Here is a 19,913-nt window from a genome sequence, read left to right as displayed (position 1 = left end):
TTTAACATTTTGTATATTATAGTTTACATTTAGTCAAATATCATGTACATTGGGTTCATGGAGGTGAGCAAGTGGAAGAATTACACAATCACGTTCGGGAGTTACGAGCCAGAGACCGGCTATCCCAAGCAGAACTGGCCAAACTCATTGGTGCATCCCGTCAAACCATTGCCCTGATTGAGCGTGGAGATTACTCTCCGTCGGTCGTTCTGGCACTAAAAATAGCACATGTATTTCGTGAACCTGTCGAAAAAATCTTTGAACTGAAAGGTGGAGATTAAAATGAAAAATTCATCATCCTCGTCCATTAAAAAGCGGTTGCGTCTTCCCTTGTATGCAGCCGGTGGCGCTGTAGTTGGTTTTCTCGGAGCTAGCGGAGTGAGTAAACTCCCTTCTGACTTGAACTGGACGCTGTCCGTGTATTATGATTATGATCTTTTATTCGCAATCCTGGCGGCTCTTGTGGTAGTTATGACGGTGTGGAACATCTTCAGTCTCTCCCGCACGCCATCTGTCCCTCCCATGGAAGATGATGCTTATGGAGATTCCGATTCACTCATCTCTCCAGCAGAGCGCTCCCTCGGAAAAGCGATGATCCTCAGCGGATTCAGCGTTATTCTTACGTTTACCTGGGCAGCACTTGCTTTATCCTTGTATGCATCCAACCGAACCATGCCGAATTCTCCAGAACTGTTCAACCTCTTGAATTTTGTTGCTTCATGTATCTCTATTATCATCGTTGTGGTCGTGCAAACTCTGACTGTGAAGCGATACAACCGTTATTATCCTGAGCGCACTCTGGATCTGAACTCGCGCAACATGAAGAAGGATCATTTTGAGAAGCTGGATGAAGGCGAGAAATGGATTGTCTATCGCGCAGCCTATCGTTCTTTTCAGATGATGAATGTACTTCTTGGTGTTGGAATGGTCTCTATGGTTCTATATTCGATGCTCTTTACCTTTGCTCCATTCCCAATTGTGATGCTCTCTGTAATCTGGATTGCCAACATTGGAATCTATTATCGTGAAACCTATCGTGCGAGTAATCAGTAATACATGGGTAGGTAACTATTTTGTAAATATTTTCATAAAGGAGTGTTTGCATGCATTTATCCAAACGAAAGACCCGTTTCAGGTTCACCTCCCTAACAGGAGCTTTTATGGCTGCGGTTCTGTCTCTCAGTCTGTGGGTACCCGCAGTTCAGGCGGAGACCGCGACTCCAGTAGCTGCTGAACAAGGAAAGACGAAAGCGCTGACAACTGAATCGGCTACAGCTTTTCTGGATTCATTCTTCGATTCACCTGAGGCAAAACCCCATTATGTGGGAGCCTCCGTTGTTGTTGTGAAAGATGGCAAAGTTCTGGCGGAAAAAGGATATGGCTTCTCCGATGTGGAGAGTAAAACAGCGATCGATCCGAAAAATACGGCCTTCCGTGTAGCCTCTGTATCCAAAACGTTCACGTCAGCTGCTGTAATGCAGCTAGTGGAGCAAGGCAAGGTTGATCTGCAAGCTGATTTTCAGACCTATGTGAAAGGGCTCGAATTCGATAATCCTTTTGACAAACCTGTAACTGTGGAGAACCTGCTCACACACACGACCGGATTCGAGATCCGTGATCCCCAGCAGGAAGACATCCATACTGATTTTGACAAGTACATAGCGATGGAGGATTACGCAAAGCAACATATGCCTCCTGTCGTTCGAGAGCCTGGTAGCACCTACATGTACGATAATTTCTCGTTTTTGCTGCTTGGTATGATTGTTGAAAATGTAAGCGGCGAACCCTTTGAATCCTACATGCAACAACATATCTTCAAACCGCTGGGAATGGATAACAGCAGTTTCATGCTGGACAAAAAGTTCCAAAAGCAGCTGGCTACTGGCTATGATGCGGCACACAATCCGCTTGATCTGTACACCATCGCTCCAACACCTATGCCTCAAGGTGGCATGTTGTCTACCGCTGAGGACATCGGGAAGTTCATGATTGCGTTCCTGAATGATGGCGTGAAGGACAACAAGCGAATTTTCAAGGAATCCACGGTAAAAAGTATGGAACAGTACCGTTCTTCCATTCATCCACTGTTACCAAACACGACGTATGGATTCGAAGCTGCATTTCAGCTTCCCGGAGCAGGAAGTAGTCCAAAAGTTATTACAAAAGGAGGCGACCTGAGCGGATTCAGCTCTTATCTCTTCCTTATTCCCGAGCAAAATACAGGCGTTTTCCTGACGTATAATCAAAATGGAGCACTTCGTAACCTGTTCTACCCTGCATTCATCCAGAGCTTCTTCCCGGAATATGCAGAGCCTGTACAGTTCAAGGAATACACGCCGCAATCCGCAGCTGAGCTGCAACGCTTCACCGGATTGTACGCAGATCTTCGACTTAGCACGATTGTAAGTTCCTTGAAAGGTGGCGGGGATAAGCCAGGACAACTGAGCATTAACGATGTATTCCTGGGTCAACGCAACCTGATTCAGGTGGAAGATAATCTCTTCAAAGATGAATTGACTGGTCAATTCACAGCATTCAAAGAATATGCAGATGGAACCACATACATGAAAGAACCTTACCTCAACCCTATGGGTTATGAGAAAAAAGGTCAAAAGCCTATGGGCTTCCGGGATGTTCGTGAGAACAGTCCTTATGCCGAAGCCATCTATGCCATACAATCTCTTGGATATTATGAGAATGATGGCAACAAGTCTTTCCAACCAAAAACAGGTGTGACACGAGCTGAATTTATTGAGAACACCCTTAAACTGAGTGGATTGAAGCCCAGCAAAACTACGCCTCCTGCTGGCACCGACTGGGCAGATCATGCAGCAGCCGGATATATTCAACTCGGATATGAGTTGGGTATGATTACTGGCACGGACGAACAGCAATTTAAGCCGGATCAAGTGATTATCCGACAGGAAGCAATGGTCATGATGTGGAGAATTATGCAACTACAATATCCTAGCGAACTGTTCAATGATGTGAAACTTGCGGGGCACACAGATGCATGGGCTGTACCAGCCATTCAGATGATGGCGAAGCTTGGTATCCATGGACCCGAGGTGAAGGTAATGGAGGATGGTTCTGTTGATTTCCTTTCCCGCAAACCTCTGATTCGTCAGGAAGAGGCTGCGATCATGTATGCGCTGCTTACCCAACCAACAGATCAAATCGTCGCTGAACTGATGGCAGCTCAACAACCACAAGCAGAACCTGCCGAAGGAGCTGAGCCTGCAGATGAGACATCTGAAACTGCGCCGGTTCCTGTACCAGTAACGGTCCCTTCTGCAACATCAGCACAATAAAAATAAAATATCTTCATACCGATTAGATTGATCATGCTTATGATGCAAGAAAAAAACAGGCTTGTTCAGAAGGATACGATCCTTCTCGAACAAGCCTGTTTCGTTACTTTTCATAACTTATTATAGCGATCGGTTAATGAGTTATATCCGTCTCTATTCGATCAACGAAGATACATGGAGGTTCCCGTTGCGCTGATCAAACTTGGCTGCAGCGGTCTGAGCATGCTCCGCAAAGTAATCGGCCAGCTTGAGCAGGTCGCCCGGATCGCCTTCATACGGGAAGGATGCTGGCAGACGCAATCGGTATTCTGGAGATTCTTCCACCCAGCGGCGAAGCAACGATGCTGCTCTGGCATAAAACAACATTTTGGCGTAAGGATCTTCATGATCAGCAGCAAACACCAGTGTTTCCTCCAGCACATCAATGCCTTTTGCCGGGTTCGTACGTGTGAGATAATCCATCTGCTCCGCAAAACTCTGCACAAAATCGTTCTGGCCTTTAATCAGGCGATATCCCTTGGTCTGATGTTTATCTGCTTCCGCAGTCCGTCCCAACCGATATAACGGCATCAAAATTTCAGACAAAGTCAGATGCGGAATCTCTGCACAGCTCATACGCCCTTTCAGGATAGGCTGTGCCGCCTCCAACACCTTCTCATCGTCTTCTTTTAACAAGAAATATCGCATAATCTCATCCTGCTCACAGGCTTCGCAGTCACTCATAAAGTCACGATCCATCGTTCTGAATCGATCATAACTGCGTCCCGCTTCCTCCAGCTCCCCAAAATCCATAAAGATCCGGAACCGATAATACCAGTAGGAGCGTTCGCTGTAACCGTAGGACTTGAAACGCCGTCCGAAATCCTCCAACAGCTCCAGGATCTTCTCGCGTGATATTTCCGGAAAGTCGGGCATCTTGCCCAATATCCATTTGTACGACCACATTAACGTTTCTTCATCATATTCTTCGGGCTGTTGGTCGAACTTGCCCAGCTGCCAGGAAAAAGCAATCAGCGCTTTCATCGGATAACCACAGAATGTTGCTGTCTCCACAATCTCCGATCTTGCTTCATATGCCTCTTCCTCCATGCCGTTCACATCGGCAACTCTTGCCGCTTCCTCCAGCATACCAAGCTTCGCCGGACCATTGGGCAAACCATAGGCCTCGTCCATCAGTTCTTCAAAATCCATCTCTGTCTTCATCAGGCATCTCCCTTACGATCTGTATTGGCACGCAAACCCCAATCAATAAAACGAACAATGCCCTGATTTAACACTTCAAGCTCCTGCTTGCTCATGGCATAATGCCCCATCATCAGTGCATTGACGTATAACATTTCGATGGCAATCGGCGTCATCTGGTCATCCGGTGATGTCAGTACCCGCTGAATGATCGGATTACTCACGTTCAAATATAAGGTTGAGTACCCTGCTGAACTCATACTAGAAGACAATGAACCCAGAACAGACGAGAACAATTCCGTGCTCTCCTCGCTTGCTTTTTCAAGCGCACGCAGGGTTGAGGATTCCTGAGACAGTGTGAACAACACTGGCAGATCCGATGGCTTAAAACCTTTCACCTCAGCCCGACAGCGGAAGCGCTGTAAGGCAGAATCGGCCAGTCGCAATGCATCATAATACTGATTACGCTCAGCGGGTGGCACATCGGTGAAACTCATCGAGACCTGATCCGGCTGTAGCCGCTCCGTGTGTACGTTGTGCACGGTCATCGGCAGTGTCGCCATCAACTCGCTGTCATAGATGTAACCACCATTAATCACCAGCATCGATTGTGCGGATGCCACATGATGAATCTGACGGTACTCATCAACAGAGGACGTGAAATACAACGTCTCTCCTTCATCGATCAGCTCACCAAGTTCACGGTGCCCCCTCGTACTCTCAAAAGGCAGCCAGCGATGAATCATCGCGTAGAATGCTTGATCCTGCACAGCCAGTGCCTTCATGGACAGAGCATGCAGACGAATCAGCTTCTGTAGCCGTTCTGTCTGGCTCTCAGCCATGTCGGCCAGTCCCTTGCGAAGTGCGTCTCCGAGTTCGGAGCGAACTTCCTCCAGCTTTTCATTTTCATAAAAATGTTCTCGTGATGCCGTCGGTTGAAGCTCATCTGTCCAGATCAGGCATTTCACGAAGAAAGCCCACTCTGGCAAAATGTTCTCAGCCTTCTCCGAAATCAGCATTCGCTTCAGGTAAACCCGGTGAGAACGCTTGGCATTCAGATTAACCGCGTGTGGCAGTACAAAAGCAATACCTCCGGTACGGCCTGAAGCTGTCGTCAACGGAATGAAGTCTTGGAACTGCTCACCAAGCAGACGTTCACCAAATGCCAATACCTCTGATCTGCGTGAACGTGCGAGTGCAGGGTCCATCAGCCAGATCGGTGTCTCGCTATTCACCACATGTTGCACGCCGTCATGATACAGCGTGACCGGATACGGCAATAATGCTCCGTAATAGAACAGAGCTTCTTTCACATAATCCGGTTCAAAGTAGTGCGCCGCGTCCGGTGTGCAACGCAGATATACTTTGGTCCCCGGGGACAGCTGTGTGTCCAATTGTCGAATCGTATAGGTGCCATCCGGCTTGCCCCGCCACTCCATCGAAGGGCCGCCCTTCGCGGATTGCGTCAGCATGACAATTTCGTGACTCACCATGAAACAGGATAACAACCCAATCCCGAAACGCCCGATAAACGAAGTCTCTCCATCCAGCAGCGCTTGCTGCCCCCTCTTCGAGGATTGTCCAATCATCGCTAGGAATTCATGGATGTCAGCTTCGGTCAAGCCGATGCCGTTGTCCTCCACCATCATGGTCAATTGCTCACCTGTTCCCGTCAGTTCAACACGAACTTCACCCTGATACCCTGGCTCCGCCTCCGTTCGTGCGGTAATCGCATCCGTCGCATTCTGCATCAGTTCGCGCAAGAACACTTTAGGACTGCTATATAGATGGTTGGATAAAATCTGGATCATCCCGCTCAGGTTCACTTGAAAACGATATTCATTGGATGCTGTCATGACTCACTCACCTTCCTCTACGTCCAATACACAATATGTACCCATACGATGTATTCATATGGATGTGTTAGACGAATTCATTATGTAATCGTTAGAAACAGACGTTCCCCGTGACAGGCACGCCAAAACATCACGTCAAGCCGGCCCTGGATAACCAAGACCGGCGTTATATGCATATTTCAGGCATTCATGAGACGTAAGGCCTTATCTTCCATTACCACGTTATGAATAGCAATGAAACGGATGTTCTACCCTAAAATAAGGATACATGTTACAAGGCAGAGTGAAAACAAACCTGAGACCCGATTTCAGACAGCCTTCAGGGTAAATGTGCATCTTACATTCGGGACTATTGAAGGAGGAATAGATCTTTTTTGTCGTCCATTTGAACGATATCAGCCTACCACACGTATAATCTCCAAACTCAGATCGGACGGTGAATATACATGATCGAAGTACGCAACATATCCAAGCAATTCAAAGTGCATCAAGCACTGCATGATGTCAGTTTTACAGTTGAACAAGGCAGTGTCACCGGGTTGATTGGACCCAACGGTTCGGGCAAAACCACACTGATCCGTATCATGAATGGAGTCTTGGGCGCTTCCGGTGGACAGGTAACCATTAACGGATTGGACACCGCTCGTGAGGCGGAGAAAGTACTGGCCATGTGTGGCACTCTTACCGAGCAAAGTGGATTATATGAAAATATGAGCGGGCGTGACAATCTGACTTTCTTCGCAGATGTTTTTGGCCTGAAGCATGCCAAGAAACGAATCGACGAGCTTGTAACTCTGTTCGAGTTGCAGGATTATCAGCATCGAAAAGTCGGCACCTATAGTACAGGCATGAAGAAACGCTTGGGCCTTGCACGAGTACTCTTGCACCGTCCTTCCATCCTGTTTCTGGATGAGCCCACCAATGGCCTGGATCCGGATGGAATTCAGATGGTGCTACGCATTATCCGTCAGTTAAATAAGGAAGAAAAGATGACAATCCTGGTCTCATCCCATGTGCTGTCCCAACTGTCAGCCGTCTGTGATCATTATATTTTCATGGAAAAGGGGCGCATCGTGGAGGAAGGCACGGAACAGGAGATTGTTAGCCGGTACCTGTCCACTCCGAAACTCGAAGTAGAAGCCGACATACCCGATGGATGGCACACGGCAACCGACTTTACACCTGAAATAATCTCCGCACATCAAGCATTATTTCAGCTTACATCGCGTGAAGATATTCCATTACTGCTAAGGCAATTAACGGAGCATGGTCAAGTCTATCAGGCCCGCATCACGGGCAGTGATCTGGAAAGTATCTATTTTGCCATAAGGGAGGCACACCACCATGAATAACCGCCAAGCCATACGTGCACTGGTACGTAAAGATATTCGGTCCGTCACAGCCAGCGTTCAGCTCTGGTTGCCCATGTTGATCGTTCCACTGATTATCGGAATCATTATGCCATCTGCTCTCCTGTGGGCGGCCTCCAGAATGGAACTTCGTTCTCTGGGCAACATCAGCTTTCTACTCGAATCATTGGATGCGTTAACCCATGGTGGACAGATTCCTCAGCTTGCTTCCATGCCTACAGATAATCATCGTATTGTCTATTACTTAGCCATGTATATGTTCGCTCCCTTGTTTCTCATCATTCCGGTAATGGCCTCCAGTATTCTGACGGCCAATAGTTTCGCTGGTGAGAAGGAACGCAAGACGCTGGAAGGATTGTTGTTCACACCGATCAGCATGGACACTCTTTTTAAAGGCAAAGTGCTAGCTGCCCTGATCCCTTCCATTCTATTATCCTGGGTTACTTTCCTGATCTATGGAATCATTGCCAATATTCTGATGTACCCCATGTTTGGAACGTTGATGTTTCCCAATCTGAACTGGATAATACTTGTCGTGTGGGTTGTTCCCGCTTGCAGTCTTATGGTCATTTTATTGAACGTCCTGATCTCGGCCAAGGTCCGTGGATTCCAGGAAGCCTATCAGCTCGGCGGATTAATTGTCCTTCCCCTCATCGCCTTAGTCGCTGGTCAAGCCAGTGGCATGCTGCTGATTGGTCCTTGGATGTTACTCATGATTGGAGCAGCGCTCCTGCTCATAAGTGTGGTTCTTCTTCATCTGGTCACGTCGTGGAATAGTCGTCAGCAACTGGCGGAAAGTCAGATCTGAATGATGTGGAGTGTAGCGACGAAATTCAACAATCTACACTGTCGCTCCGCTATACAGATTGAGAAATAAATAAACGCAGGTTATGATGTGGAGATATATGCTATGGGATGATTTTAGAGAGGAATGGAACAACTGTATGGAATCCAAACTACTTCAAAAATTAAAATATGCTTCACAATTAACGGCACAGGAGAAACATATTGTGGACTATATCCTGAGTAACCCCGAAGTTGTATTTGATTCTACAGCCCATGAACTGGCTCAGCAGACCTATACAAGCTCTTCCACCATTGTTCGCCTATGCAAAAAGCTGGGTACCAAGGGGTACCCAGACTTTCAGTTAAAACTTGCTCTTGAATATCAACAGATACCTTCCGCGTTGCAGACGCAGGATCATGTAATTGCAGATCAAGGCAACGTGCTGGCTGCCATCGACTCGGTTCCTTACCTGTACCAGCAAGCGCTGGATGATACCCGCCGGATGTTAAATGCTCCTGTTTTGCTACGAATCGCGAACTGGGTCAAAGAATCCGTACGCATTGATGTCTATGGCAGTGATATGAATTATTATCTGGCTCAACAGGCTTGTGCCAAGTGGAATGAACTCGGCATATCTGCGATTGCTCACAATAGTCCGAACATGCATTACTTGAACACGATGAATCCCAATAGCCTGACGCTCTCTTTTGTTATATCGCACACAGGTGAGAACCAATCCATGATTGAAGCCGCCAAAGTGCTGAGCAACAAACAGATGAAAGTCATCGCAATCACGGGCAACAACCATTCAACCCTGTCCAGACATTGTGATGAAACGCTGCTGGCTTACGGATACAATGAACAGTTAAGACTGTCCAAAATGTCTTCGATGGTCTCGGTACTCTACATTTTCGACATGTTGTACATGGGAAGTATTAGCGACACGTATTAACGATTACCGTTGATCTGCTGCAAATACAATCCCGGCATCCTTACGTGCACTCATAAGTACACTCATTACAGACTGGCTGTGTTCGAGCAGTTCGTAACACCGTTTGTGATCCCCATTTGCATGGATGTCCCTGAACGCTTCCCACTCATAGTACAGCCAATTGGATTTGGTCTGCGCATTATACGCCTCAGCAGGCTCATTCCCGATCTGAAGCTTGATCTCCCGGCAACCGTTTGCTCCTCCCACAACCTGAAGATAACCTTTCTCCCCCTGAATGAGCACAAAGTTCATGCTGTTTGTGTCTTTGGCACCTACACATTCCGCAATAAACTCCGGATACTTAAGAACCACTACACCTGACGTATCAATGCCGTTTGCATGCTGGTTCGCGGTATACGATACGGTATTCGGACTGCCAAACAGATTCATGACCAGATGCAGATTATAAATATTGATATCCATCAGCGCGCCACCAGAGAAATGTGGATTGAATACGTTCGGCGTTTCCCCTGCAAGCAGATCATTGTATTTGCGCGAGTATTGACTGTAGTTACACTGGATGAGTTTGATCGGACCAAGCTTTGGTAGTTGCTCCTGTATGACTTTAATATTGGGCAGATGAATGTTGGAGATGGCTTCAAACAGCAACAGATTCTTTTCTTTTGCAAGTGCAATCAGCGTTTCTGCTTCCTCAAGCGTGGACGTGAACGGTTTTTCGCAGACGACATGTTTGCCATGTTGAAGTGCCTGATAGGCCTGTTCGTAATGCATGCTGTTTGGTGAAGCAATATATACGAGATCTACATTTGTATCTGAAAATAGGGATTCCAGGTCCGTATAGATGGTATCGACCCCATACTTACCCGCAAGCTCCTGTGCTGTCTCTCTCTTCCGGGAGTACATCGCTGTACACGTAACATCTTCCAGCTCATTGATCGCAGACAAAATGGCATCCACAATGGACCCTGTACCAATCGTTGCTATATTCATCATATCGTTTCGCTCCTGTCGTTGGTTGTTTGTCAGTTGGCTCTCTTCGCTGCTTCGATTCCGTCATGTAAAATATCCAATACATATAAAACCTCTTCATCCTTGACCGGTTTATCACCGTTATGTCGAATGGCTTGAAGCAGTTGATCATATAAAATGCCATAGTCTGTTGCTTCCGAAGGAACTTTCTCCGTATGTGATGTTCCCTCATCGTCCACATAACTAATCGTACCCCAGTTATCCTCCGGTTCAGCTTCAATGGATACCCTGGTTCGCCCATCTCCATTTTTCGTTTGATGCCCACTGCTATATTTAACAAAGCTCCCTCGATCCCCGTGGACAATGAATTTTGGATGCTCGATCTTCACAAGCAGGCTGCACTTAATCGTGGCCTTCATTCTTCCATATCGAAAATCAATATCGATGTAATCATCAGATTCACCCGGCGCGATCAAACTCCGAACATCATAATCAATACGGTCAGCTACGCCATAGATGGAGATTAACTGATCGATCGTATGCACGGCCAAGCCATGCAGCAATCCAAATCCACTTCTGGTGTACTGTGGGTGAAAATAATCATAGTGGGACTGGATTTCAACAATATTCCCCAGTTTGCCGCTCTCAATCACTTTCTTCAATGTCAGGAAATCACCATCAAATCTGCGATTTTGATTTGCCATGGCGATGAGATTTTTACGATTGGCTAGTTCAAAGATATCTTTGGCTTCCGCAGAAGTGGAGGCAAAAGGTTTCTCCACGAGCACATGTTTCCCGTGTTCCAATGCCAGCTTGGCGTACTCTACATGGCTATCCACATGGGTGGCAACAACAATCAATTCAATCTCATTATCCTGCAATATGTCTTCGATATTCGTCGTAAAAGTAATCTCGGGATAAAGTGATTCACGCTCTGTGTCGCCAACCCGATCTTCCTCGCGACGGTATATCGTCTTCACCTTGATGTTTTCTTTTTTGTCCAGATAAGGCAAATGATAATTCACCACTGCATTCCCAAATCCGATGATCGCCACATTCATTACCATGATCGCTCACTCCTCTGCTCTGGTTGAGTGTAATGTTATCACGATCAAGTCAGGCGGAGAATACTTTGGGACGGGATTGGCAGCATCATGCGCAATTTGATTTCAGGTTTGAATGACTATGAAATTCAATTTCATTTCTTCTTTTTTTCATGTTTGAGAGCTAACATATCTTCCATAGTTTACCGATATAACATAAGGAATTAACGACGTACATATAGAAGAACGAAGGGGACGATGAACGAATGAAAACAAGGTATACATACGTACAACGCACCATCTGTACATTGCTGTTATTTGCAATCATTGCAGCAGTGACATTGGGAGGTGGAACCTCAGCCCAGGCAGCTTCACTCAGCCAATCCACAGTGTATTATGAGTCCGACGGAGTTTTGTACAAAGTATCCGCGGATGGCAGCAATACAACAGAAGTATTAATTGATTTCCAAGGTGTGGACTTGCTCGAGGCAGGCTCTTACCTCTACTACACGCAGACTGCTTCTTCCACAACCCTGCTTCGGGTTCCGAATGACGGGTCCAGCGATGCGGCGGAGACATTTGCTACAGATGTACTCAGCTATTATACGGATAACGGATTCATCTATTATCTGGATGCTACAGGTACCATTTATCGCGCGAATGGCAATAGTGACGCTTCAGCTGTCACCAAGATTGCTGACAAGGCTGATACCGACTTCCCTTTCCTCCTGATAACCAAAGGGCGTGCCTACTATAATGCGTTGGTTAATGGAAACACGTGGATCGTGTCCAAAACGTCCAACGGTGCTGGAGCTGTGCAGCGGATTGCCGCAGGCGCAGTGGAAGGACGTTATTTTACGAATCAAGCCAAAAACGAACTGCAACTGATGGTAAATACAGACCCCTACGAGGAGTTTTACTCCACCAATGCTGTTGTCATGTATAAGGTGAAATACAACACTGGCAAAGCAACCGCGGTTAATCCCAAAGCCAAACTGGATGTGAATGCTGTATATTCCGGTGGTTGGGGAAACAATCTTTACGTGTATAACAAAGGAATCGTTCTAGACAGCAATAAGGATTACAATTATGCCAAAGGCAAAGCGTTTGCGTTAACCACTTCAGCCAAAACACTTCAGCTTCATAACAAAAGCGTTCGTGAAGTAAGTGCCTTAGGTACAGACAAGGTTGTCCTTATTGATGCAGACAAAAAGGCTTATGCCAAAACGGTCTCGGGCAACAAAGTGACCAAGTCTGCCAACCTGAACCTGACAAATGTAACGTATGTGGCGAATCAATTGACCAATGGTACATCTACGGCAGCATACATCTCGGGCAACAACGGACTCTATTCGGTCAATACAGCTCTCAAGGTAACGAAACTTACCGGGGACGAATGGGATGCATTCCATATCAGAGATGATGTTGCGGGCCTCTTCTACATCAATGCCAAAGATCAATATCGCTTGTATCACGTGCAAACCGGTGGAACAGGGAAAAAAGTTATGAGTGACGTATTCCTCGACAATATTCTATTGGTGACACCGTACTAACATATCCTATTGATTCAGGCGTATAGCCTATTCAACGGACTTGTCCATAACAAAAAGGATTACCTTGTAGCCATAACGGCTCTTGGTAGTCCTTTTTTGGTTGTCGAAAACTATTTTTCAAAAATATCTTCCATATGAGAATGATAATTGTTATCATTAAGAAAAATAAGACAAAAGGATGGTCCGTATGACTGAACAGTTTCCCTTCATTGCTGAAACCTCATCTCTACCGCTCCTCTCCTCCATGTGCCGTGTGCGTCGTGGGGAGAATTTCCGTGTGCAAGGCAAGACGGTGTCACGGCCCATGCTATGTCTTATTTTGCAAGGAGACGGTGTTCTGGTCCTGAATGATACAGTCTACACGGCGCAAGCGGGCAGCTTGTTTGTACTGAAGCCAGGAACAACCATCGAGGCCGCTGCACGCTCGAACGTTACCGAATGTATATTGGTAAGCATGGATACGGTTTGTTTGCAGCAAGTGCGCGGTGAATGGAAAATGACCTCATCACCCGCCTTCCCGCTGGATTGGCAGACAGGCAGGTTGCTGGTTCGTCATGAGCAGCAGGCTGTATTACGTTTGGAACAACTGTATGAAACCTATCGCGGTCTTCAACCGGATCATTTTATCAGCATACATAGCCAACTGCATGAGCTGCTGCAGTTTCTCTCGGAGAACCGGCTGGAAGCCAATCATGAGAAAGTGGATCCTGCCTTGGAACGCAGCATTATGTATATGCGACGTTACATGAGTGAAGGAATCAGCATGGATCAGCTTGCCAAGATTGCTGGACTCACCCCCAGCTCTTATTCACGCAGTTTCAAGAAGGCCAAAGGCATGTCACCGACCGATTACCTGAATCGTTTACGTATAAACGAAGCCAAAAAACAGCTGACAGAGGAATCCTGTATCCTCAAAGACGTCGCGGTATCTGTCGGCTATGGTAATGAGTATTATTTTAGCCGCAAGTTCAAACAAACCTTGGGGATTGCTCCCAGCATATATATGAAAAGAGATCAACTTCGCGTAGCTACAGCATCCATTATGGGATTCCATGAGAACTTGGCCTCGCTTGGACTGCGCCCGGTAGCTGTGCTGGAAGGTGAAGGTGTGTTTGACCGAGAATCGGATGAATATGAACAAGAACGCCGATTAACCAGACAATTCGATCAACTTCGGCAGGCAAAGCCAGACTTGATCATCGGTGACTTTTACCACAAGCCCTATTATGATCGCCTGAAAAGTATTGCACCCACCATCATCTTGGAGTCCACTGATGACTGGAAAGAGAACCATATTCGCATAGCCGAACTGGTCGGACGTGAGAAACAAGCGTTGCTGAATTTCAAAGAACTTGAGTTTCGCAAGCTTGAAGCAAGCCTGAACCTGCAACCCTATTTCGGACAAAAACGGTTGGCTCTGATGGAGGTTACGAATCAGTCCATTCGCGTACAAGGGACTGGCGAGCATCCATTAAATCACTTGTTGTATGCTGAATTGGGACTTCAGCCTGCTCAGCTTGTATCTCCCGAAAGTTCCAGAAATGAGTATGCAGCGGATAGTATCCCTGTGCTGGACACGGATTACCTGTTGATCCATCGTGCTTCGCTTCAGCCTGTCAGTGAAAAGGTGTTCCGACGCATGAAACAAACGGCATCATGGAATCGATCTCCTGCTGTATTGTATGGTAACGTTCACGATATTTCGAACTGGCAACGGTTATGCTGGACCCCGGGTGGCCGGTTGCAGATTCTGAACGAACTGGAACAGATTACTCAGCAGTCTGTAGTCTTTCCTCAGGCAGGTCTGATCGGACATTAGATGTGAACATAGGTCGATACGATGGGCAAGATTATCTTTTACATCGTGTTCCTTCATTATAATTCAGTAAGATATTGCACAGGCCAAAGGGCCCTCTCCTATAACGGAAAGGGCCCTTTGCATGTAATTATGAATGTTCCTTGATCTCTTCCTTCGGAACAAGCTTGTATATCTCTTCATTTTCCATGGTATCAATCAACCGATCCAACCATTTGTAATATGCTTCCGCTTGCAAAACTTTGTGTTTGTCTTCCATCAGAATGTGGATAAGTTCAGCGTCTGCCTGCTCATCCAGACCTTCGACTAACCGATTCAGTTCTTCAATTGATTTGCGTAGAATCTGAAGGTTACTCTCCACGGCTTTTCTCCATTTAATCGCAAAATAATCCGTAAACGTCTGATGCCAGTCATATTCCACTTCATATAGGTCTTTTCTGGAGCCCTTGCTCCACACTTTATTTACCATTTTCAAATCCAGCAGTGTTCGTACACCTGTACTCATACTCGTTTTGCTCATTTCCATTTCCCGTCCCATATCGTCAAGGGTCATTGGTTTGTCTGCAAAAAATAGCAATCCATATAAGTGTCCCGTCGACAGCGTAACGCCGTAAAGATCCATATTACGTCCAATGGCTTCAATGACGCGCTTACGAATCTTCAGCACGGTTGCCTGCTGTTCCTCTTGTAAATGGTCCAAGCCCATGCTTGCAACCTCCATTCTGAACATTCCACAGTCTTTGGCGAAATAATTGCAACACTTTAAAAGTCCTGCTTACATGGGAAAGCACTCGGCCGGACATCATATATGCCAGAGGGCTTTCATTCACCCAATGTATGAAAATGGGAACTTTACCAGGCTACAATTGCCTATGACTATCTTTTAACCAAAAAATTCAGCTTCAATTCAGCTCATTTTCTATTGTAGGAAAAGCAATGTCAAATGTAAAGCTGCCTTATTAGCCAGAATAAGGAGAATGACGGAGTATTTGGACGAAAAACTTTGTACAGTTTTTACTGTACAAACATTATGTACTGTTTATTCGGTTGATATACTGGTTAAGTATTGTTAGACTTAAAAACGTTACCCAGAAAGACGGGAAGCGAAGCAACAATTACCGGATTTCGTGGCTGGGCGCATAAGTGTATGGGCTTATGGATGCTGAAAGCCGTTCGAAGTGCACAACACATCAGAAGGGGTGAAAACATGACCATACTTGAAGTGAAAAACGTAAGTAAATTGTTTGGACCCCAAACCGAGCAAGGTCTGCAATTACTGGAGCAAGGTTGGGGTAAAGAAAAGTTGGCCAAAGAAAAACAGATAACGGTTGGTGTCAACCGGGTCAACATGGACATTAAGGAAGGCGAGATTTTCGTTATTATGGGACTGTCCGGGAGTGGTAAGTCCACACTGGTTCGGATGTTCAATCGTCTGATTGAACCAACATCCGGAGAAATTCTGGTCCATGGTAAGGATCTACGCAAGATGAACAAAGAACAATTGCGCGAAGTGCGCCGGAAAACGATTAGCATGGTCTTCCAGAAGTTTGCGTTGTTCCCGCACCGTACCGTTCTTGATAATGTGGAGTATGGATTGGAAATACAAAAAGTAGATAAGGAAGTACGCCGGGAGAAGGCAAAAACCTCACTTGAGCTGGTTGGCCTTAAGGGCTGGGAAGACAAAATGCCAGATGAACTCAGTGGCGGGATGCAGCAACGTGTCGGCTTGGCGCGTGCACTTGCCAATGACCCGGAAGTACTACTGATGGATGAAGCCTTCAGTGCACTTGATCCATTGATTCGCCGTGATATGCAAGATGAGTTGATCGAGCTTCAGGATAAAATGAAAAAGACCATTATTTTCATTACCCATGACTTGGACGAAGCGCTGCGCATCGGCGATCGTATTGCCCTCATGAAAGACGGCGCAGTTGTGCAGATCGGTACACCGGAAGAAATCATGATTCAACCGGCCAACTCATATGTGGCCCGCTTCGTCGAAGACGTGGATCTGTCCAAGGTCCTCACTGCCGCTCACGTCATGCGTCGCCCTGAGACAATCACACTTGACCGCGGTCCTCGGGTAGCCCTCGAACTCATGCGCGAAAATGGTGTCTCTAATCTGTTTGTCATTGACCGTTCGAAGAAGCTGCTTGGTGTCATTACTGCAGAAGATGCAACCCGTGCAATGCGCGAAAATAAAGTATTAAATGACATTCTGATCACGGACGGGCCGACGGTGTCGCCTGAAACCCTGATTCATGAATTGTTCGAGATTGTAAGTTCAGCCCATGTGCCGCTCGCTGTTGTTGGTGAGAATGGCCGTCTGCAAGGTGTTATCGTCCGCGGTGCCCTGCTGGGTGCACTTAGCGGTGAAGTTGCAGTAAAGGAGGAACTTGAGAATGATTCCCAAAATACCACTAGCATCGTGGATTGAATCCATCGTTGACTGGATGAGCTCCTCGCTCTCCGGATTGTTTAATGTAATCTCTATTGTTATTCAGGCAGTAGTTGGATTCTTCTCCGGGCTGTTCATGCTGCCCCATCCACTCCTGTTCATTGCCATATTGGGTGTTCTTGCGTTCCTCGTAGGACGACTCCCACTGACACTATTTACGGTTATCGGGTTCTTGCTCGTAGATAACTTGGGATACTGGTCCCAATCGATGGACACACTCGGCCTGGTTATCACTTCAGGATTGGTTTCGATCCTGCTTGGTGTACCTGTCGGAATCTGGCTCGCATACAGTAAAACTGCGGCGCGTATCATTACACCGCTGCTTGACTTCATGCAGACGATGCCTGCATTTGTCTACTTGCTGCCTGCGGTCACATTCTTTAGTCTAGGTGTCGTTCCAGGTGTTATCGCTTCTGTTATATTTGCCATTCCGCCAACGATTCGTCTGACTCACCTCGGTATCAGACAGGTATCTGGCGAATTGGTTGAAGCAGCTGATGCATTCGGCTCAACTTCCATGCAAAAGTTGTTCAAAGTACAGCTTCCACTCGCTTTGCCTACCGTGATGTCCGGTATTAACCAGACCATCATGCTATCACTGTCCATGGTTGTTATTGCATCCATGATTGGTGCACAAGGTATTGGTGCGGAAGTCTATCGTGCTGTAACACAGCTTCAAATCGGTAAAGGTTTCGAAGCCGGTCTGGCCGTTGTTGTACTCGCGATTGTACTGGACCGTTTTACACAAAATGTATTTATGCCAGGTCGCAAAAAGACCTCACGCATTACAGCCAAGCAAAAAGCATGGATCACTGCTGCGGCAACATTCCTTGTGCTTGTAGCTGGTTTCTCACAATACTTCGTTGGTGGCACAACTTCGGCTGGTGGCAACAATTCAGCAGCCAATGCTGTAGGTCAAGAAGTGAACTATCAGATTATTGGTATCGATCCAGGGGCTGGTATCATGAAGTCTGCTGCAAAAGCGATCGAAGACTATAAATTAACTGACTGGACTCTGATTGAAGGCTCTGGTGCAGCCATGACGGCCACGCTGGACAAAGCGATCAAAAATGAAGATCCAATCATTATTACAGGTTGGACTCCGCACTGGATGTTCAACAAATATGATCTGAAATATCTGGAAGATCCAGAAAAATCTTTCGGTGATGCTGAAGAAATTCACACCATCGCCCGTAAAGGTCTGAAAGAAGATCACCCTGTTGCGTTTGAATTCCTGTCCCGTTTCCAATGGACATCGGATGAAATGGGTGAAATGATGACTGCTATCCAAGATGGCACATCCGCAGAAGAAGCAGCTAAAGCTTATGCTGAGAAACATGCCGATCAGATTGCTGAGTGGACCAAAGGTCTGACTCCAGTGAACGGTGATGCATTCAAACTCAGCTATGTGGCTTGGGATTCCGAAATCGCAAGTACGAACTTGCTAAAATATGTGATGGAAAACAAATTGGGTTATAAAGTTAACGCTCTGCAAGTCGAAGCCGGACCAATGTGGACGGGTGTTGCCTCAGGCGACGTAGATGCCTCTCCAGCAGCTTGGCTGCCATTGACACACGCAGACTACTGGGAACGTTACAAAGACCAGGTGGACGATCTGGGGGCTAATATGACAGGTGTACGTACAGGCCTCGTGGTTCCTAAGTACATGACTGAAGTCAATTCGATTGCAGATCTGGAGACAGGTGCAGCTTCTTCCACTCCATCGGCAAGTGCTAATGTGGGCGAAGAGGTTAATCACCAGATTGTTGGTATTGACCCGGGTGCAGGTCTGATGAAGGCCACAGCAAACGCCATTAAACATTATGAATTGTCTAACTGGAATCTGATTGAAGGTTCTGGAGCAGCAATGACTGCATCATTGGACAAAGCTTATAAAAATGAAGAACCCATCATCGTTACGGGTTGGACTCCGCACTGGATGTTCAATCAGTATGATCTGAAGTATTTGGATGATCCCGACTTAATTTTCGGCGATGCAGAGGAAGTTCACACGGTTGGACGTAAGGGAATCAAAGAAGATCATCCCGTTGCCTATGAGTTCTTCTCTCGTTTTTATTGGACTGCAGATCAAATGAGTGAAATCATGGTAGACATTCAAAAGGGCGTTTCGCCTGAAGAAGCTGCCAAGACTTATGCAGAAAAACATCCGGACCAAATTGAAGAATGGACCAAGGGGTTAACCCCGGTTAAAGGTGACAATTTACGTCTCGGTTATGTTGCATGGGACTCTGAAATTGCGAGTACCAACCTGATGAAGTATGTGCTTGAGACGGATCTGGGTTACACAGTCAAAGCACTGCAAGTCGAAGCTGGCCCCATGTGGGCAGGCTTGGCGGCAGGTGATATAGATGCTTCTCCAGCCGTTTGGCTCCCGCTTACACATGGGGACTACTGGGAGACATATGGTGACCAGATTGAAGATATCGCTGTCAGCATGACAGGAGTCAAACAAGGACTTGTTGTTCCAACTTACATGGATATCAACTCTGTTGAAGACTTAAAAGATAATTAAACCAGATCGAGATGAATAAACCTAAATTTGGTAAAAAGACCACCGGTATTTTTCGGTGGTCTTTTTGAGTGTAACTTTTACTT

15 protein-coding genes are annotated in these 19,913 nt (G+C 46.5%); 10 read left to right on the top strand and 5 right to left on the bottom strand.

The window, feature by feature from the left end; all coding sequences use genetic code 11:
* Nucleotides 1-71 precede the first annotated feature (71 nt).
* Genes NST38_RS07020 through NST38_RS07010 form a run of 3 tightly spaced genes read left to right on the top strand, consistent with a single transcriptional unit; the run spans nucleotide 72 to nucleotide 3,311 of the window.
* A complete protein-coding gene (locus tag NST38_RS07020; protein WP_017690042.1) occupies nucleotides 72-281 on the top strand; it encodes a helix-turn-helix transcriptional regulator in 210 nt (69 codons plus the stop codon).
* Nucleotide 282: 1 nt separating this feature from the next.
* The gene (locus NST38_RS07015) at nucleotides 283-1,053 is read left to right on the top strand and encodes a DUF3169 family protein (RefSeq protein WP_076251515.1); all 771 of its coding nucleotides are present in this window, start codon (nucleotides 283-285) and stop codon (nucleotides 1,051-1,053) included.
* A 50-nt stretch (nucleotides 1,054-1,103) separates the two neighbouring features.
* A complete protein-coding gene (locus NST38_RS07010) occupies nucleotides 1,104-3,311 on the top strand; it encodes a serine hydrolase (protein ID WP_076251513.1) in 2,208 nt (735 codons plus the stop codon).
* Between the two features lie 153 nt (nucleotides 3,312-3,464).
* On the opposite strand, the gene NST38_RS07005 is transcribed toward NST38_RS07010, so the two are convergent.
* Both NST38_RS07005 and NST38_RS07000 read right to left on the bottom strand, forming a co-directional pair.
* Nucleotides 3,465-4,514: a hypothetical protein gene (locus NST38_RS07005; RefSeq protein WP_036669030.1), complete on the bottom strand. Its 1,050-nt coding sequence runs from the start codon at nucleotides 4,512-4,514 to the stop codon at nucleotides 3,465-3,467.
* On the bottom strand, nucleotides 4,514-6,349 hold the full coding sequence (locus NST38_RS07000; protein ID WP_036669028.1) for an HSP90 family protein: 1,836 nt from the start codon (nucleotides 6,347-6,349) through the stop codon (nucleotides 4,514-4,516). Before NST38_RS07000 ends, NST38_RS07005 begins: the two co-directional genes overlap by 1 nt.
* Before the next feature lie 446 nt (nucleotides 6,350-6,795).
* Between NST38_RS07000 and NST38_RS06995 the strand changes: the two genes are divergently transcribed.
* The 3 genes from NST38_RS06995 (at nucleotide 6,796) to NST38_RS06985 (ending at nucleotide 9,458) form a co-directional block, all read left to right on the top strand.
* Nucleotides 6,796-7,701 (top strand): ABC transporter ATP-binding protein, encoded by a 906-nt coding sequence (locus tag NST38_RS06995; RefSeq protein WP_076251511.1) that lies wholly within the window; start codon nucleotides 6,796-6,798, stop codon nucleotides 7,699-7,701.
* Nucleotides 7,694-8,527 carry an ABC transporter permease subunit gene (locus NST38_RS06990; protein ID WP_076251509.1) on the top strand — a complete coding sequence of 278 codons (834 nt, stop codon included), beginning with the start codon at nucleotides 7,694-7,696 and terminating at the stop codon, nucleotides 8,525-8,527. Before NST38_RS06995 ends, NST38_RS06990 begins: the two co-directional genes overlap by 8 nt.
* 136 nt (nucleotides 8,528-8,663) lie before the next feature.
* Nucleotides 8,664-9,458 (top strand): MurR/RpiR family transcriptional regulator, encoded by a 795-nt coding sequence (locus tag NST38_RS06985; RefSeq protein WP_341343869.1) that lies wholly within the window; start codon nucleotides 8,664-8,666, stop codon nucleotides 9,456-9,458.
* Nucleotides 9,459-9,461: 3 nt separating this feature from the next.
* Here NST38_RS06985 and NST38_RS06980 read toward each other — a convergent pair whose 3' ends face one another.
* Together NST38_RS06980 and NST38_RS06975 are read right to left on the bottom strand one after the other, a co-directional pair.
* Nucleotides 9,462-10,448 carry a Gfo/Idh/MocA family protein gene (locus tag NST38_RS06980; RefSeq protein WP_076251731.1) on the bottom strand — a complete coding sequence of 329 codons (987 nt, stop codon included), beginning with the start codon at nucleotides 10,446-10,448 and terminating at the stop codon, nucleotides 9,462-9,464.
* 32 nt (nucleotides 10,449-10,480) lie between these two features.
* Nucleotides 10,481-11,494 (bottom strand): Gfo/Idh/MocA family oxidoreductase, encoded by a 1,014-nt coding sequence (locus NST38_RS06975; protein WP_076251506.1) that lies wholly within the window; start codon nucleotides 11,492-11,494, stop codon nucleotides 10,481-10,483.
* Between the two features lie 242 nt (nucleotides 11,495-11,736).
* Between NST38_RS06975 and NST38_RS06970 the strand changes: the two genes are divergently transcribed.
* Together NST38_RS06970 and NST38_RS06965 are read left to right on the top strand one after the other, a co-directional pair.
* Complete coding sequence (locus NST38_RS06970) at nucleotides 11,737-13,023, top strand: hypothetical protein (RefSeq protein ID WP_036611212.1); 1,287 nt, start codon at nucleotides 11,737-11,739, stop codon at nucleotides 13,021-13,023.
* A 187-nt stretch (nucleotides 13,024-13,210) separates the two neighbouring features.
* Nucleotides 13,211-14,842 (top strand): helix-turn-helix domain-containing protein, encoded by a 1,632-nt coding sequence (locus tag NST38_RS06965; RefSeq protein ID WP_036611214.1) that lies wholly within the window; start codon nucleotides 13,211-13,213, stop codon nucleotides 14,840-14,842.
* A gap of 127 nt (nucleotides 14,843-14,969) precedes the next feature.
* On the opposite strand, the gene NST38_RS06960 is transcribed toward NST38_RS06965, so the two are convergent.
* Complete coding sequence (locus NST38_RS06960) at nucleotides 14,970-15,545, bottom strand: GbsR/MarR family transcriptional regulator (RefSeq protein ID WP_036611216.1); 576 nt, start codon at nucleotides 15,543-15,545, stop codon at nucleotides 14,970-14,972.
* Nucleotides 15,546-16,046: 501 nt separating this feature from the next.
* On the opposite strand from NST38_RS06960, the gene NST38_RS06955 reads away from it, so the two are divergent.
* Together NST38_RS06955 and NST38_RS06950 are read left to right on the top strand one after the other, a co-directional pair.
* On the top strand, nucleotides 16,047-17,276 hold the full coding sequence (locus NST38_RS06955) for a quaternary amine ABC transporter ATP-binding protein (RefSeq protein WP_036611218.1): 1,230 nt from the start codon (nucleotides 16,047-16,049) through the stop codon (nucleotides 17,274-17,276).
* Entirely contained in the window at nucleotides 17,242-19,830 is a 2,589-nt protein-coding gene (locus NST38_RS06950; RefSeq protein ID WP_036611221.1) for a glycine betaine ABC transporter substrate-binding protein, read from the top strand. Before NST38_RS06955 ends, NST38_RS06950 begins: the two co-directional genes overlap by 35 nt.
* Nucleotides 19,831-19,913 lie beyond the last annotated feature (83 nt).

It is taken from the genome of Paenibacillus sp. FSL H8-0104 (assembly GCF_038050215.1).
Classification (GTDB): domain Bacteria; phylum Bacillota; class Bacilli; order Paenibacillales; family Paenibacillaceae; genus Paenibacillus; species Paenibacillus amylolyticus.
This window is presented reverse-complemented; position numbering and strand designations above follow the sequence as displayed.